This window comes from [Muricauda] lutisoli (nom. illeg.) (assembly GCF_017313105.1).
In the GTDB taxonomy this organism is placed as follows: domain Bacteria; phylum Bacteroidota; class Bacteroidia; order Flavobacteriales; family Flavobacteriaceae; genus Flagellimonas; species Flagellimonas lutisoli.
The window spans coordinates 141,354-157,416 of sequence record NZ_JAFLND010000001.1; the positions used below are offsets into that span (position 1 = coordinate 141,354).

Annotated in this window: 13 protein-coding genes; 9 read left to right on the forward strand and 4 right to left on the reverse strand. The window is 42.6% G+C overall.

The window, feature by feature from the left end; translation table 11 throughout:
- Positions 1–711 (reverse strand): class I SAM-dependent methyltransferase, encoded by a 711-nt coding sequence (locus tag J0X13_RS00750; RefSeq protein ID WP_207069583.1) that lies wholly within the window; start codon positions 709–711, stop codon positions 1–3.
- 74 nt (positions 712–785) lie between these two features.
- On the opposite strand from J0X13_RS00750, the gene J0X13_RS00755 reads away from it, so the two are divergent.
- A complete protein-coding gene (locus J0X13_RS00755) occupies positions 786–1,280 on the forward strand; it encodes a YkgJ family cysteine cluster protein (RefSeq protein ID WP_207069584.1) in 495 nt (164 codons plus the stop codon).
- Between the two features lie 21 nt (positions 1,281–1,301).
- On the forward strand, positions 1,302–2,129 hold the full coding sequence (locus J0X13_RS00760) for a sterol desaturase family protein (protein ID WP_207069585.1): 828 nt from the start codon (positions 1,302–1,304) through the stop codon (positions 2,127–2,129).
- Between the two features lie 311 nt (positions 2,130–2,440).
- On the opposite strand, the gene J0X13_RS00765 is transcribed toward J0X13_RS00760, so the two are convergent.
- Positions 2,441–3,664, reverse strand: a complete 1,224-nt coding sequence (locus tag J0X13_RS00765; RefSeq protein WP_207069586.1) for an exo-beta-N-acetylmuramidase NamZ family protein — start codon at positions 3,662–3,664, stop codon at positions 2,441–2,443.
- Between the two features lie 3 nt (positions 3,665–3,667).
- Here J0X13_RS00765 and J0X13_RS00770 point away from each other — a divergent pair, with 3 nt between their 5' ends.
- The 3 genes from J0X13_RS00770 to J0X13_RS00780 all read left to right on the forward strand — a co-directional run bounded on the left by J0X13_RS00770 (position 3,668) and on the right by J0X13_RS00780 (position 7,049).
- Positions 3,668–4,909, forward strand: a complete 1,242-nt coding sequence (locus tag J0X13_RS00770) for an ABC transporter permease (protein ID WP_207069587.1) — start codon at positions 3,668–3,670, stop codon at positions 4,907–4,909.
- A 65-nt stretch (positions 4,910–4,974) separates the two neighbouring features.
- The gene (locus J0X13_RS00775; RefSeq protein WP_207069588.1) at positions 4,975–6,273 is read left to right on the forward strand and encodes a M20/M25/M40 family metallo-hydrolase; all 1,299 of its coding nucleotides are present in this window, start codon (positions 4,975–4,977) and stop codon (positions 6,271–6,273) included.
- Complete coding sequence (locus J0X13_RS00780) at positions 6,273–7,049, forward strand: aldose epimerase family protein (RefSeq protein WP_207069589.1); 777 nt, start codon at positions 6,273–6,275, stop codon at positions 7,047–7,049. Before J0X13_RS00775 ends, J0X13_RS00780 begins: the two co-directional genes overlap by 1 nt.
- A 3-nt stretch (positions 7,050–7,052) precedes the next feature.
- Here J0X13_RS00780 and J0X13_RS00785 read toward each other — a convergent pair whose 3' ends face one another.
- Together J0X13_RS00785 and J0X13_RS00790 are read right to left on the reverse strand one after the other, a co-directional pair.
- Positions 7,053–8,423 carry an exonuclease domain-containing protein gene (locus tag J0X13_RS00785; protein ID WP_207069590.1) on the reverse strand — a complete coding sequence of 457 codons (1,371 nt, stop codon included), beginning with the start codon at positions 8,421–8,423 and terminating at the stop codon, positions 7,053–7,055.
- Positions 8,424–8,494: 71 nt separating this feature from the next.
- Entirely contained in the window at positions 8,495–9,337 is an 843-nt protein-coding gene (locus J0X13_RS00790; protein ID WP_207069591.1) for an AraC family transcriptional regulator, read from the reverse strand.
- Positions 9,338–9,472: 135 nt separating this feature from the next.
- Here J0X13_RS00790 and J0X13_RS00795 point away from each other — a divergent pair, with 135 nt between their 5' ends.
- The 4 genes from J0X13_RS00795 to J0X13_RS00810 are packed head-to-tail and all read left to right on the forward strand — an operon-like array spanning position 9,473 to position 16,016.
- The gene (locus tag J0X13_RS00795; RefSeq protein ID WP_207069592.1) at positions 9,473–10,396 is read left to right on the forward strand and encodes a dihydrodipicolinate synthase family protein; all 924 of its coding nucleotides are present in this window, start codon (positions 9,473–9,475) and stop codon (positions 10,394–10,396) included.
- Complete coding sequence (locus J0X13_RS00800; RefSeq protein ID WP_207069593.1) at positions 10,393–11,916, forward strand: aldehyde dehydrogenase (NADP(+)); 1,524 nt, start codon at positions 10,393–10,395, stop codon at positions 11,914–11,916. The genes J0X13_RS00795 and J0X13_RS00800 overlap by 4 nt, the downstream gene beginning before the upstream one ends.
- Before the next feature lie 3 nt (positions 11,917–11,919).
- Positions 11,920–12,927 carry a 4-hydroxyproline epimerase gene (locus J0X13_RS00805; protein ID WP_207069594.1) on the forward strand — a complete coding sequence of 336 codons (1,008 nt, stop codon included), beginning with the start codon at positions 11,920–11,922 and terminating at the stop codon, positions 12,925–12,927.
- A gap of 41 nt (positions 12,928–12,968) precedes the next feature.
- A complete protein-coding gene (locus J0X13_RS00810; protein ID WP_207069595.1) occupies positions 12,969–16,016 on the forward strand; it encodes a beta-L-arabinofuranosidase domain-containing protein in 3,048 nt (1,015 codons plus the stop codon).
- The last annotated feature ends 47 nt before the right edge of the window (positions 16,017–16,063 follow it).

The window sequence follows — 16,063 nt, forward strand, 5'->3', positions numbered from 1 at the left end:
TTATTTCTTTAACGTAAGCTTTGCTAAATAGTCGTAATGTTCTCCCGAAATTACAAGCTCACAATTGAAACCATTGGATTCGCAGGCATTCTGCAAGGTATTGAAATCTATATAAACCCAATTAAATGGTTTGCTTTTTTTGCCTTTGTATTCCATGGTAAAGGCAACTTCACCATAATAAGCTTCATTGTTTGGAATCCAATATCCGCCATCTTCATCTTGTTCAAACATATAGATGATATCACTGGAATCCAACAAAATCTGTCCATTAGGCCGTAACAATGAGGCCAAATGCTGCAAAAAATGACTTAAGTTGTTCAGCTTTCCGGCCAACCCAATACCATTCATGAGCAAAAGTAGGGTGTCGTACTTTTCTCCTGAATAGTCCATGATATTGCTGAGCACCGTGGATTTTAGACCCCTCTGCTTGCACACGGTAATGGCACCCTCAGAATTGTCCAAAGCCGTTACCTCCAGTCCTTTCTTTTGCAGATAAAGGGCATGGCCACCTGCGCCGGCACCAACATCCAACACTTTACCGTTAGCCAATTGAAGTGCTTTCTGTTCAATTTTGGGCATCTCATCAAATGTTCGGAACAAATATGGAATAGGAATCACATCTTCTTCATCTAAAGATGAGTAGGTTTTTATGTCTTCTGTATACGCCCCATTTTGATAATCGCGCAGGGCCATTCCAAAAACATCTACCATAGCTAGAGTTTGTTTTTTGCAAAGGTGGGACTTTAATTGCTTGGAAAGGTTTAAAATGGATAAGTTTGTGCACTATGGATGAAATACTCAGGGATTTACCACAAAAGGCCAGGGAGAAACATTCTGAGAACAAAAAGTTCTTCGCCAAGCTTAAAAAGCGGCCCCCAAAAAATCTGGATTACACCATGCAGGAACTGCATGAGGCCGAGTTTGAACGAACCGATTGCCTAAGCTGTGCCAATTGTTGTAAAACCACGGGACCATTGTTCACCAATGCCGATATTGAACGGATTGCCAAACATTTTAGGATGAAGCCCTCACAATTTATTGATGAGTTTTTAAAGGTGGATGAGGAGAACGATTATGTGTTGCAAAGCGTTCCCTGTACTTTTTTAGGAGCTGATAATTACTGTTCCATTTATGATGTGCGGCCCAAAGCGTGCCGGGAATTTCCGCATACGGACCGAAAAAAATTCCAACAGATAGCGAACCTTACCATGAAAAACGTGGCGATTTGTCCTGCTGCATTCAACATTGTAGAAGAGATGAAAAAAAACATCAAATTTTAATGATTTGTTATATTTGAAGGGATGGAACAAATAATTTCATACTTCGAGACTATCCCTTCATGGCACCGAAGCCTAATTTTGGTAGGAGGGATTACTTTTTTCTGGATTTTGGAAGGGATGGTGCCCCTGTTCAATGTGCCCTATAAAAAATGGCGGCACTCCGTTCCCAACTTCTTTTTTACGCTGACCACCATTATTGTGAATTTTCCGCTCGCGTTTTTGTTGCTAAAATCGTCGGATTGGGCTGTTGAGAATCAATTCGGGATTATTAACTGGCTGCCAGAAATACCGTTATGGCTTTACGTGCTTCTTGGCGTAATGCTCTTGGATTTGATAGGGGCCTATGCGGCACATTGGGTGGAGCACAAGGTAAAACCATTGTGGATGGTTCATTTGGTGCACCATTCCGATCATAATGTGGACACGACTACGGCCAATCGTCATCATCCTTTGGAAAGTTTGATCAGGTATGCATTTACGTTGGCGGGTGTTGTTATTGTTGGAGCGCCCATCGGCATTATTATGTTGTACCAAAGTTTGTCCGTTGTGTTTTCACAATTCAATCATGCGAACATTCGCTTGCCCAAAAAAGTGGACAATGCCATCAGCTGGTTCATTGTAAGTCCCGATATGCACAAAGTGCACCATCATTATCAATTGCCCTATACCGATTCCAACTATGGAAATATTTTCTCTATTTGGGACCGATTGTTCGGCACATACATGTCCATGGATCCTAAGAATATTGTGTATGGGGTAGATACCTTTCCCGATGAAAAGGAAAACAGTAGCATTAAAGGCTTGCTGAAACAACCTTTTCATAAATATCGAAGGCCCACAACCGAGTGATAGAATGTCTTCAGATATGAAATGTAAAAACATCGATTGAGAACCGACTGAAGAATCGCTTTTTCGAGAGAAAGGAAAAACTTAGAGTCCAAAAATGAAAGATTCTTAGCTCTGCTCAGAATGATGAAGAAAGAATGTTCGGCTTTTCTAAAATTTGTGTCCATCACATTTCCTGTCATTCCGCGCCCGACACGGAATCCATAAAAGCGGGGTCATGAAACGAGTTCAGGTTGGTGAGATTCTTCGCTCTGCTCAGAATTACAAAGAAAGAATGTTCGGGTCAATCTGTGCAATTCATGTTAAGCTATGTATCAATTGTAAATTAAATACTTAGCCCGTATTTTTTTAAAGTTTTCCAGGTCGTCTTGCCAAGTAGCCTTGATTTCATTGTTGGACAAACCTTCCTCAATCTGTTTTTGAAGCAGGGGAGTACCTGCGTGTTTGGTGAATCCACTGGTTAAAAAGAATTTGGATTTGTCCAAAGTGTGGTTGTAAGCATCAATGATCCATTCCATGGTTACCTCGTTCATTCTTGGAGTATTGGACAAGTCTCGGCCATAGCAGGTTTTACCTTCTTCTTTGGGGTATTTGGAACCAAAATTGGGCTCGGGAACATAACTGAAATCATAGGCGGTACTATCCATAAAAGAGGCCCCGTACCTTTGAAACTGGAATTCGGTGCCGCGGCCGGCATTTACATTGGTGCCTTCAAACAATCCCAAACTCGGATATAATGTGATAGCGGTATCATTGGGCAGATTGGGTGAGGGTCGAATAGGCAGGTGATATTCGGAATCGTGGGTGTAGTTTTCCAGTTCAATTACGGTCAAATCAGCTTTATTTCCATTTTCCAGCCATCCTTCACCGTTCAACATTTGGGCATATTCGCCCATGGTCATCCCATACACTAAGGGAATCGTGTTCATTCCCAAATAGCTTGTATGTTCTTTCATCATGGTGGGTCCGTCCACATAATGACCGTTGGGATTGGGTCTGTCCAAAACCATTATAGGCGTATTGTTTTCGGCGCAGGACTCCATCACCAATTGTAAGGAAGCAATAAATGTATAGAACCGTACACCCACATCTTGAATGTCAAAAACAACCACATCCAAGCCGCTCAGTTGCTCTTGGGATGGTTTTCGGTTTTTACCGTAAAGCGAAATAATGGGCAAACCTGTTTGGGTATCCATCCCATCTTTTACGTGTTCCCCTGCATCTGCAGTACCTCGAAAGCCATGTTCGGGAGCAAAAACCTTTTTTACATCCACACCCAAGGAGAGCAAAGAATCCACCAAGTGAGTATGGCTTTTTCCCGTGAAGATGACACTTGTTGGATTGGCCACTATGCCAACCTTTTTACCTTGAAGAAGAGGAAAGTAGGCCTCGGTTCGGTTGGCTGCCACTTTTATGGGAGCGAACACTTCGGTTTTGGCATCTGAAGCTGAAATGGTTTCTTTTTGTTGTCCCTTGCATGCGGAAAACACCAAAAACAACAATAAAACTGTACTTTTGAATCTAGATAAAATGGGCATTCGTTGAATTTAGAATTATTTATTGCCAAACGCCTTGTTACAGGGAAGGAACATAAAATTAGTATTTCCGCCCCGATAATAAAAATTGCCATTGCCGCTATCGCCATCGGGGTGGTGATGATGCTCATTGCCATTGCTACAGGTGTGGGGCTTAAAAATAAAATACGGGAAAAGGTTGCGGCCTTTAACGGCCATATTCAAATTTCCAGTTTCGATAATAATAACTCCGAGGTTTCCCTGATGCCGATTCCCTTAAATCAGGATTTTTACCCGGAATTCAAAGATGTAGAGGGCATCAGACACGTTCAGGCAGTGGCCACCAAAGGTGGAATAATCCGAACAGCCGATACGTTTGAAGGGATGTTGGCCAAGGGAGTGGGAACCGATTACGATTGGAGCACTTTTGAAGAGTATCTGGTCGATGGTAGGATACCCGATTATAGTGGAGACCTCAATGAAGAAGTGCTCATATCCAGTTTAATGGCCAATAGATTGCAGTTGAAAGTTGGTGATAGTTTCTTTTCCTTTTTTCTTCGTGATGGTGATGCGTCCAAGCCACCGAACAATCGCAGGTTCGAAATAGTTGGTATTTATGACAGTGGTTTTGAGGAGTTTGATGAAACCTATGTGTTTGTGGATATCCGACATATTCAATTGATGAACAGATGGGAAGAAAACGAGATCGGAAACTTTGAGGTTTTTATTGATGATTTTGATCAACTTGATGAGAAAAGTAATGAGATATACAATAAAACGCTCTCCAACTTGGATACGCAGAACATTAAAAGTAAATACTTCCGCATTTTTGAATGGATCGGTCTTTTTGATTTTAATATCGCCCTGATCATTGGTATCATGATCATTGTAGGAGGCATAAATATGATAACCGCTTTGCTGGTCCTTATTTTGGAGCGTACCCAAATGATCGGGATTTTAAAAGCATTGGGGTCTGCCAATTGGAGTATACGGAAAGTGTTTTTGTACAATGCTGCTTATTTGATTGCCATCGGACTTTTTTGGGGCAACTTGATTGGTTTGGGGCTTATTTTTCTTCAGCATAAGTACCGAATGTTCAAATTCCCCAACCCCGAGGAATACTATATCGATTATATTCCCGTGCATATGGACTTGCCAACTGTCTTACTATTGAACATTGGGGTGATGTTACTTTGTTTGTTGATGCTTTTGGTCCCATCATACATCATCACCAAAATCACACCTGTAAAAGCCATTCAGTTCGAGTAGAAGATATGCTGTTGAGTGGGCTTTATCAATCTAAATTGATAACTTGTCGAACAAAATAACCCACCATGAGATTCAAATTTTATTCAACTTTATTTGCGTTAGCTATAACCGTTTCTTTATCAGCACAAAAACTTTCCAGGGCTGAAAAAAAGATTGTTTCCACCATTGAAAAAAATAATGCTGAAGCCATTGATTTTCTTGAAAAAGTGGTCAATATCAACAGCGGAACCCTAAATGCGGAAGGCGTAAAAAAAGTAGGGATGGTATTTAAGGATGCCTTCGATGATATCGGTTTCGAAACTACTTGGATAGAAATGCCGGCCGATATGAACCGTTCTGGCCATTTGTTTGCGGAAACCACGGGTTCAAAGGGGAAAAAGCTGTTGCTCATTGGACATTTGGACACCGTTTTTGAAGAGGACAGTCCTTTCCAGACTTTTGAAATGGTGAACGATAGCATTGCCCACGCCCCAGGTGGCAACGATATGAAAGGCGGGGATGTAATTGTACTATATGCCTTAAAAGCACTTTCTGATAACGGTTTACTGGACGATGCACAGATCATTGTGGCATTTACCGGGGACGAGGAGAGCACGGGCAAACCTTTGTCCATAAGTAGAAAAGATTTGATAGATGCAGCCAAACGAAGCGATGTTGCCCTTGGTTTTGAAACTTCCACAGGATTTAATTATGCCACAGTGGCCAGAAGGGGAGCGTCTGGTTGGGCCGTGGAAGTGGAAGGAAAACGTGCCCATTCCTCTGGAATTTTTAGCGAAGGTACAGGGGCCGGGGCCATATTCGAAATGTCCCGAATCCTTCATCAATTTTATACAGATGTCAAGGGCGAAGATCTGTTGACCTTTAACCCTGGTGTTTTACTTGGAGGAACTTTTGTCAATTACGATGAATTGACCAGCAAGGGAGATGCCTTTGGAAAAACCAATGTAGTTGCCCAAAAAGCCATAGTAAAAGGCGGACTCAGATTTATATCCGAGGAACAAAAAGAACGTGCCAGGGCAAAAATGAGGGAAATCGTGGCGAACAACTTGCCTAAAACTTCAGCAACCGTAAGTTTTACCGATAGTTACCCGGCCATGCAGCCAACTGAAGGCAACCTTGAATTATTGAGCACTTTGAACAAGGTTAGTCTGGATTTGAAGCAGGGGGAAGTGTTGGCCTATGACCCAGGAAGAAGGGGTGCTGCCGATGTTTCCTTTGTGGCTGAATACGTGGATGGGTTGGACGGATTGGGTACCATGGGTTCCAATGCCCACACCCCACAAGAAACCGTTAACCTAAATACGATTGAAGCATTGACAAAGCGTACTGCCATTTTGATCTACCGATTGATAAACACAAAATAATGGTAAAACTTAAAAGAAATAACACCACAGTTAAGATTGATGCTGGAGAGTTGGTGGGTTATGAAGTAAACGGATACCAGTTCATACATCAAAAGGGAAGCCCAGGATGGAGCAGTGCCGATACCGAAATGTTTCCCATAATCGGGCCTGTCAACGAGGCTGATTTTCGTGTAAAAACGCCTAAAGGCGAAGCGGTCCAAGACCAACATGGGCATTTACGACAAATGGATTACGAATTGGAGCATCAAACAGATACTTCTGCTGTTTTTGCCAAGGAATATGAGTCGGGAACCGAGGTTTCCAATTCAAAATTTCCTGAAAAATCCACGGAAGAGGCACTGTCCTGGCCATACGATTTTAGGTTTGAGAAATCGTTTTTGTTGACCGATGATGACCTTGAGGTTCATTTTAAAATTTCAGGAGAAGAGGGGATGCCCTTTATGTTGGGGTATCATCCTGCATTTAAACTGCATTCAAAATCACCGGTGATTTTGGCAAAAGGCAAAACGATTTCACTGGATGAGGTGTTGGCCGTTGGGAGTCGAGCATTGCAAGTGGCGGATTGTACTTCCATCACACTAAAGGACGAGAAGGAAATTACCATCGAGACCGAAGGTTTTGGGAATTTTATGTGTTGGACAGAGGTCAGGAACATGGTGTGTATAGAACCCATTTCCTTTTATCCCTATGCCGTTGAGCAAGTCAATATTCACCAAGGATTTCAAATGTTGAAGGATTCCGCTCAATTTAAGGTCGTTCTAAAACCTAAAGCATAGCTTTTAAGAAGCAGGGACTTGGTTATTGCTGTGCTTCAAAAAATAGTGGGTAAGAATACTTTCTGTTTCCAAAGTATGTTTCTGTGGACTGATAAAGGCCTCGACATCTTCAATGGAGGATACTTCAATGTCCGTATCGATAAAACCAAAGCCTTTGTAAATGCCATCTGCAATTAAAATAATCGCGCTTTCGTTTTCGTTCCTGCCCTTTTCTTTAATAATACGCACTTCAGAGGACAGCATTTTCATATGTGCTATCGCTTCCTCGACCTTTTGGTTATAATCCTTTGGGGACTCTTCGCCTCTGCAAATTCCTCCGCAGGTATTAATTTCATGATGGGAGCAAGCTGAATTGGTCTGCTGCAGATGGCAATACTTGGGGCAAAGCGCAAAACTTTTGCATACTTCTTCCAGATATGCTCGGCATTCGGTTTGATTATGAAACACTTTCAAGGGACTTGGAACCCCTTTAATGGTGTTGTAAGCCAGGTGTATAATTCCATTTCTGTCTTCATAGGCAAAAATAGCATACTGTCTACCTTGTCTTTTTTGCGCACGGTTATAGGGTGGAAAAAGCCGTTTTATTTCTGCGGATTCCATCAAAAGTGCCACTAATTCGCTGCCAGCCAGCTTAAAGTCAATATTTGCAGTCTCCCCGCACATTTGAATTTCTTTGCGGCTTTTGTCGTAAAAGTGTCCCAACACCCTTTTTTTAAGATTAATGGCCTTTCCTACATAGATGATTTCCCCATTTTGATTCATAAAATAATAGATGCCCGGTTTTTGGGGAATCTTATCAAAAACAGTTTTGGGCAAATGTGGCGGAAGGGTCGCTTCTTGACTTCGGGCATTCAAGAATTTTTTGAATACCATTTCGGATTCAGGTTTTTCCAAAAGTTTTTCGAACAGAAGCACGGTAGCATGCGCATCTCCGCGGGCACGGTGGCGATCTACCAAGGGAATTTCCACAGCGGAACACAATTTTCCCAAGCTGTAGGAACGGAGTCCCGGTATCAATTTACGCGATAGACGGACGGTACAGAGTTTTTTACGGGTAAAATCAACTCCTATTTGTCGGAACTCTTCTTTGATCACACCATAGTCAAAATTAACAGAGTGAGCTACAAAAATGCATCCCTCGGTAATATTCAGGATGTTTTGGGCAACCTCTTGGAAAGTAGGTGCATTTTTCACCATGTGATCATCAATTCCCGTTAGGCCTGTTATAAAATAGGGGATGGGACTTTCCGGGTTGACCAATGAGGTGAATTCGTCCACAATCTGTCCATTATCATATTTAAATATGGAAATCTCAGTAATCTTGTTCCCTTTGATTCCGTTTCCTGTGGTTTCTATGTCAATTATGGTGTACAAACTCGTAGTGCTGAATAAAGATTGAAATTATGGATAAAGTTTTCAGCATCCAAGGGGTAATGGTCTTGCCTTTAAAATTGATTACGGTATTGGGTTGGTGTGCAGTTTTTAAACGTTTTGAACTTGCGGTTAAAATTGGCAATATTGTTGAATCCGCATTGTTCCGCAATTGCGGCAACGGATAGCTCTGGGTTTTTGATGAGAATTTTGCAGGCGTTTTCAATCCGTATTTCAATCAAAAACTGAAAGAAAGTTTTATTGGTCCGCTTTTTAAAATATCTGCAGAATGCATTTTTGCTCATATTGGCTCTTTCCGCTATCTCATCCAATGTAATAGGCTCTGCATATCGCTCCATGGCATATTCGTACACCTGGCTCATTCGCTTACCCTCGTCATCGGTAAACGATTTTCGATAAACAAAGGAGGAAAGAGGAGTGGTTTTGGACTTGTTGATTTGATTGATGATCATTAACAACGATGCGATTTGTTCCACTTTGTTTTGATGTGATAGCGCATTGAACAAGGGAATGATTTTGCTTTTCCGAGAAAGGATACGCATCCCAAATACCGATTTCTTAAAGAAATTTTGGGTTGATGATAGGTCCGTAAGCTGAAAAAAATCCGTACCAAAAGAATCTTGATCAAAAAATAGGGTGTGCATCAAAGATTCCTCCTTGATACGGGTGTCGCTGCGAAACACGTGGGGTATAAAACTACCGATCACTAACACGTCCCCAGCCTTATATTCATTTATACTGTCGCCCACAATAAGAGAGCCTGCTCCTTTTTCCACATAGCTGATCTGAATTTCCCCGTGTTGGTGCAATTGGTCATAAAACACCTGTTCCCTGTCAATTTGATAGACAAGTGCCTCGTTTTTGGGTTTGGGTATTTTAAAGGGAAGGACTTTCATTGATGAGCCTAAATTATTTCAAAAATGTATTTTATGGCTAAATTAGGGTAATATAGTATAATAATAAGCTAATAATAGTATAAATGATAGTGTGTTCGGCTTTGTAATTTTAGATGGAAATAATTTAAGAAGACTATGGTAAAATGGGAGGGCGTAATGCCTGCTGTAACTACGAAGTTTACAAGTGACGACAAATTAGATCTTGTCATGTTCGAAAAGAACATCAAGGCGCAGATTGAAGCCGGGGTTCACGGAATAATTCTCGGGGGCACTTTGGGAGAAGCAAGTACCTTGGAGCAAGAAGAGAAAGAAACCTTGATAGAAAAGTCACTCGAATTGGCCAAGGGTAAAATTCCGGTAATAATGAATGTGGCCGAGCAAAGCACCAAAGCAGCCATTGAGGCAGCCCAACGAGCAGAGAAAGTGGGCGCAAACGGGTTAATGCTTTTGCCACCAATGCGCTACAAAGCGACGGATTACGAGACCGTTGCCTATTTCAAGGCAGTGGCAAACAGTACTTCGCTGCCCATTATGCTCTACAATAACCCAGTGGACTATAAAATTGAAGTGACTTTGGATATGCTTGAGGAATTGATCGAATGCGATAACATTCAGGCCATAAAGGAGTCCACTCGGGATATCACCAATGTGATTAGAATTCAAAACAGGTTTGGAGATCGAGTCAAAGTCTTTACGGGAGTGGATACATTGGGCTTGGAAAGCCTGGTAATCGGTGCTGTTGGTTGGGTAGCTGGATTGGTTTGCGCGTATCCTGCCGAAACAGTTGCCATTTACGAGTTGGTAAAAGCAGGAAGAATTCAGGAAGCTCTTGGGATATATCGGTGGTTCATGCCATTGTTGGAGCTGGATATAAGTCCGCAATTGGTCCAAAATATAAAGTTGGCGGAAGTCGCTACGGGAATCGGCACCGAACATGTACGTGCCCCTAGATTGCCATTGCAAGGAGCGGAAAGAGAAAGAGTTTTAAAAGTGATAGCAACCGCAATAAAGAATAGACCGGAACTTCCGGAATATAAAAATATAAATAGTGTAGTATGATTACAGGTAAAAACTGTATTGCAGGACAATTTAAGGCTGATGGGTCCGTGGAGTTCAGGACCATCGATCCGAAGGAGAATGTTCAGAACCCGACAGTATTTTTGGAAGCAACAAAAGAAGAAATAGAAAGTGCTGCCGAATTGGCTTGGGAAGCTTTTAAAACATTTAGAGGAATTCCAGGAAAACAACGAGCAGATTTTCTGAACACCATTGCCGATGAAATTTTGGCTTTGGACCAAGAGTTGACCGACACCTATATGTTGGAATCCGGCCTGACTGAAGGTAGGGCCATTGGAGAGCGTGGAAGAACTGTTTTTCAGTTGCGCTCGTTTGCTGAGCTTGTTTCCAATGATGACTGGCGTGAAAACACCTTTGATGCAGCTCAACCGGAGAGAAAACCCCAGCCCAAAGCAGATTTACGGAAAACTATGATTCCCTTAGGGCCCGTGGCGGTTTTTGGAGCCAGTAATTTCCCATTGGCCTACTCCACAGCGGGTGGGGATACGGCAAGTGCTTTGGCTTCTGGTTGCCCGGTAATCGTAAAAGGTCACCCTATGCATGCAGGTACCAACGAATTGGTGGCTTCGGCCATTGTAAAGGCTGCGGAAAAAACAGGAATGCCGAAGGGCGTTTTTTCGAGTGTTAATGGAGCAGTGCAGACCGGAATTGATCTAGTGAACCACCCAAAAATAAAGGCTGTTGGATTTACAGGTAGCATTGGAGGGGGAAGGGCACTTTTTGATTTGGCTGCCAAACGAGATGAACCTATACCAGTTTTTGCGGAAATGGGGAGTGTCAATCCTGTGATCATGACTGCAAATGCTATATCCAAAAGAGCGAGTGAGCTGGCAAAGACGTATGCTGGCTCCATTACTTTGGGTACAGGGCAGTTTTGTACAAATCCAGGACTTTTGTTAACGGTAAAGAGTAAGGATACCGAAGCCTTTATTCAGGAGTTGGCTAAAGAAACCATTGCCATTGCCCCCCAGACCATGCTACATCCCAATATTAAAAAAGGATACGAGTCCAAAGGAGAGGATGTTATCGCTCAGGAGGGAGTAGAGGTAGTTGGCAAATATGATGGGGATTTAAGCGTAAATGATGCAGCTTCGATTATTGCCAGTGTTTCTGGATCGGCATTTCTGAAGAACCCCAAAATGCATCAGGAGGTCTTTGGGCCGTTTTCCCTAGTGGTTCAATGTGAGGATGAAGCCGAACTTCTTCAGATTATAGAAGGATTGGAGGGCCAATTAACAGGAACCCTTATAGCGGAGAAGGATGATGATGCAAACCTATTGGAAATAGTGGAAGCGCTGCAAAATAGAGTGGGAAGGATCATTTATAATGGGGTTCCCACGGGAGTTGAAGTATGTCCGTCCATGCAGCATGGAGGACCTTATCCCGCGTCCACCGATTCAAGGTTTACGGCAGTAGGCATCCACTCGATCAAGCGTTGGGTGAGGCCTATCAGCTATCAATCTTTTCCCATGGAACTGTTGCCGGACCATTTAAAAAAATAGCGAGTGGCCAGAAAAACATTTTTTTGTGTAGACGCACATACTTGCGGGAATCCCGTGAGGGTCGTTGCAGGTGGAGCCCCTAATTTGGTGGGCAAGGATATGAGCGAGAAGCGTCAGCACTTTTTAAAAGAGTACGACTGGATCAGACGGGGATTGATGTTCGAGCCACGTGGGCACGATATGATGAGCGGAAGCATTTTGATGGCACCGCACAGCCCAGAAAACGATTTTGCCATCCTTTTTATAGAAACATCGGGCTGTTTGCCCATGTGTGGCCATGGTACGATCGGAACCATTACGGTTGCGATCGAAGAAGGACTGATTGTGCCAAAAACACCGGGCAAGATTAGAATGGAGGCGCCTGCGGGGCTGGTTGAAATCGAATATCAATTGACCGGCAAAAAAGTGGAATGGGTAAAATTGGTGAATGTAAAATCATATTTGGCGGCCGAGAATTTAACGGTGGTATGTCCAGAGTTGGGTGAGATTACTTTTGATGTGGCCTATGGAGGAAATTATTATGCCATTGTGGATCCACAACAAAACTTTACGGGATTGCAGGATTATTCGGCAGGTCAAATAATTCATTTTTCACAAGTGGTCCGAAAAAAAATCAATGAAAAGTATCCCGATAGGTTTGTCCATCCGGAAAATTCGACCATAAGGGATGTAAGCCACATGATGTGGACAGGACATCCCTTGGATGCCTCCTCATCGGGTAGGAATGCTGTTTTTTATGGAGATAAGGCCATAGACCGGTCTCCTTGTGGTACTGGGACTTCGGCACGTATGGCACAATTATATGCGAAAGGGAAACTGAAGCTGGGAGAACCTTTTGTACATGAAAGTTTTATAGGCAGCAAGTTCGTGGGAAAGGTCGAGGCAGAAACTACTTTGGATGGTAAACAGGCCATTGTCCCTAGCATTCAAGGTTGGGCGCAGGTAATTGGTTATAATAATATCATAATCGATGATGATGACCCTTATGCACACGGATTTCAAGTTCTGTAATGCAATAATCAGTTTATAAAATAAATGTTGAGATAATCAGTATGAAACCAATAAAATTATTCATTACGGTACTATTCTTACTCGTTTGGTCCACAAACTTTGTACAAGCACAAAGTGGCAACCAAATTTTGGATGGGATTGGTGAAACCGGAATGATTTCCCGCTATATTTTTGATGGAGATGCCAAAGATTGGTCTAGAAACAATCTTCATGGGAGAGTTTATGGCTCGGATACCCAGTTTGAAGATGATGGGCAGTTTGGCAAAGTGCTTTCTTTGTCTGCAGAAGACAAATCCTATGTTTCCATTCCAGGTGAATCTTTGGAGGGTGAAGAATCGTTGAGCATCACGACTTGGGTGAATTTCAATTCCTTGGAACAAGGTCAAACACTTTTTGATTTTGGGAAGGATGGCCGAACACACTTTTTCTTAGCTCCCGCAGGTAACTCTGAACAAGAGGGTTTTCAGGTTCAGGTTGTTAGAGATGGTGAAAAAGCGTACGGGATTTTTGTGGTCGATTCTAAAATTGAAACCGACCAATGGGTTCATCTTGCCTTGGTTTTCGATATTCCTTCAAAATCCATCAACCTATTTATTGATGGGAAGCAAGCAGGTACGGTAGATAATATGGAGATGCAATTGGGTGAAATGTTCACCCACGAAAACGTACTCTACATTGGTAGGTCAATTACATCTGGAAATCCCTACCTCAATGCCAGGATTCACGATTTTAGATTATACAGAATCCCATTGAGCGAAAAGCAAATAGCAAGGATTCGCTACATTGCTTTAAGGGGAGGCGATGAAGCGGTGAAAAGGGAGAAACCGGAAGATGACCTTCCAAAATTTGCTCCAAATAACCCACAATTGTACAATGAATATTTGGTAGGCGTATCCGATGTTGAGGTAGAAACCGCCGTAGGCTTTTTACCTAGATTGCCAAGGTTTGTTCAAGGAACGTACCGCAATGGTATAGAAGGACCAAAAGTGAGGGTGTTATGGCCAGCTCCAAAAGATAATTCCATGGTTTTGCAAACCGGGAATTACATGGTTACGGGTCGAGTAGCTGGAACAGATTTTCAACCTAAGGCAAAAGTAACTGTTGTTGCCAATAAAAAACCGGAAACGCCCAACCTTACATTGGATGTGTTTGGTCTGGACCAAGTTTCTTTGGATGTTGATGCGCATGGGAATCAAACAAAATTCATTGAAAATCGAGACAAGTTCATAAACACGCTCGCTCAAACCAATCCAGATTCTTTTCTTTATATGTTCCGTAATGCTTATGGTCAGGAACAACCTGAAGGCGCGCAACCCTTGGGAGTTTGGGACAGTCAAGAAACAAAGTTGAGAGGACATGCTACGGGCCATTACTTAACGGCCATTGCTCAAGCCTATGCTAGTGCCGGCTATAACAAAGAGTTGCAAGCCAATTTCGCCGAAAAAATGGATTACATGGTGGAGGTGTTGTACCAGCTTTCCCAGATGTCAGGTCGCCCCGCTAAAACAGGTGGAGCGTATGAAGATGACCCTACCGCCGTTCCTCCCGGTCCGGGCAAATCAACCTACGATTCCGATTTGAGTGAAAACGGTATACGTACAGATTATTGGAATTGGGGCAAAGGTTTTATAAGCGCCTACCCACCGGACCAGTTCATTATGTTGGAAAAAGGAGCTACCTATGGAACACAGCCTTCTCAAATATGGGCACCCTATTACACCCTGCACAAAATTTTGGCTGGGTTAATGGATGTTTATGAGGTCAGTGGAAATGAGAAAGCCCTGGAAATAGCGAAAGGCATGGGAGATTGGGTATATGCCCGGTTGAGCCAATTGCCTACAGATACACTCATTAGTATGTGGAACACTTACATTGCGGGAGAGTTTGGCGGTATGAACGAAGCCATGGCCCGTTTGGATAGAATCACCGACGAACCAAGGTATCTGAAAGTGGCGCAATTGTTCGACAATATAAAAATGTTTTTCGGTGATGCCGAACACTCCCATGGATTGGCGAAAAACGTGGATACCTTCCGAGGTCTGCATGCCAACCAACATATACCGCAAGTTATGGGCGCGCTCGAAATATACCGTGATTCGGAATTACCGGAATATTACCAAGTGGCCGATAACTTCTGGTACAAAGCAAAAAATGATTACATGTATAGCATAGGTGGTGTAGCTGGAGCAAGGAACCCCACAAATGCGGAATGTTTCATTGGCCAACCGGCCACGTTGTATGAAAATGGATTTTCATCAGGAGGCCAAAATGAAACATGTGCCACTTATAACATGCTTAAACTCACAAAAAATCTATTTCTTTTTGACCAACGAACCGAATTAATGGATTACTACGAGCAAGGCTTGTATAATCATATTCTAGCTTCGGTGGCAGAGGACAGCCCTGCCAATACGTATCATGTGCCCTTGCGGCCTGGTTCGGTCAAGAGGTTTGGAAATTCTGATATGACCGGCTTTACCTGTTGTAACGGTACAGCTTTGGAAAGTAGCACCAAACTGCAAAACTCGATTTATTTCAAAAGTCAAGACAATAGTGCACTCTATGTGAATCTATTTGTTCCTTCCACCTTGGAGTGGACCGAGAGAAATATCACCGTAGAACAGCAAACAGCTTTTCCTAAAGAAGACAACACGCAATTGAAGATAAAGGGCAAGGGTAAATTTGATTTGAATATTCGAGTGCCTCAATGGGCTACCAAAGGCTTTTTCGTCAAAATAAATGGGAAGAAGGTCAAAGCAAAGGCTGAGCCAGGTGCGTATCTTAACTTGAGCCGTACATGGAAAGATGGAGATGTAATTGATATAGATATGCCTTTTGAATTCCACCTGAACCCCGTAATGGACCAGCAGAACATTGCTAGTATTTTTTACGGTCCCGTATTATTGGTGGCACAAGAAACAGAAGCCAGAACCGATTGGCGGAAGGTAACATTGGATGCTAAGGATATTGGTAAATCTATTCAAGGGGACCCCGAAACATTACAATTTAGCATTGATGGAGTGCTATTTAAGACATTCTATGAAACGTACGGGCGGCATTCGGTCTACCTTGATATCACATTGGAATAAATGTCAATCAATATCAAATAAAAAACATTGAAAAAACCATTTACTAC

What these genes read in the sequence shown, in the direction of transcription:
- J0X13_RS00750 (WP_207069583.1), bottom strand. Translation starts at nt 711, where the DNA reads ATGGTAGATGTTTTTGGAATGGCCCTGCGCGATTATCAAAATGGGGCG.
- J0X13_RS00755 (WP_207069584.1), top strand. Translation starts at nt 786, where the DNA reads ATGGATGAAATACTCAGGGATTTACCACAAAAGGCCAGGGAGAAACAT.
- J0X13_RS00760 (WP_207069585.1), top strand. Translation starts at nt 1,302, where the DNA reads ATGGAACAAATAATTTCATACTTCGAGACTATCCCTTCATGGCACCGA.
- J0X13_RS00765 (WP_207069586.1), bottom strand. Translation starts at nt 3,664, where the DNA reads ATGCCCATTTTATCTAGATTCAAAAGTACAGTTTTATTGTTGTTTTTG.
- J0X13_RS00775 (WP_207069588.1), top strand. Translation starts at nt 4,975, where the DNA reads ATGAGATTCAAATTTTATTCAACTTTATTTGCGTTAGCTATAACCGTT.
- J0X13_RS00780 (WP_207069589.1), top strand. Translation starts at nt 6,273, where the DNA reads ATGGTAAAACTTAAAAGAAATAACACCACAGTTAAGATTGATGCTGGA.
- J0X13_RS00790 (WP_207069591.1), bottom strand. Translation starts at nt 9,337, where the DNA reads ATGAAAGTCCTTCCCTTTAAAATACCCAAACCCAAAAACGAGGCACTT.
- J0X13_RS00795 (WP_207069592.1), top strand. Translation starts at nt 9,473, where the DNA reads ATGGTAAAATGGGAGGGCGTAATGCCTGCTGTAACTACGAAGTTTACA.
- J0X13_RS00800 (WP_207069593.1), top strand. Translation starts at nt 10,393, where the DNA reads ATGATTACAGGTAAAAACTGTATTGCAGGACAATTTAAGGCTGATGGG.
- J0X13_RS00810 (WP_207069595.1), top strand. Translation starts at nt 12,969, where the DNA reads ATGAAACCAATAAAATTATTCATTACGGTACTATTCTTACTCGTTTGG.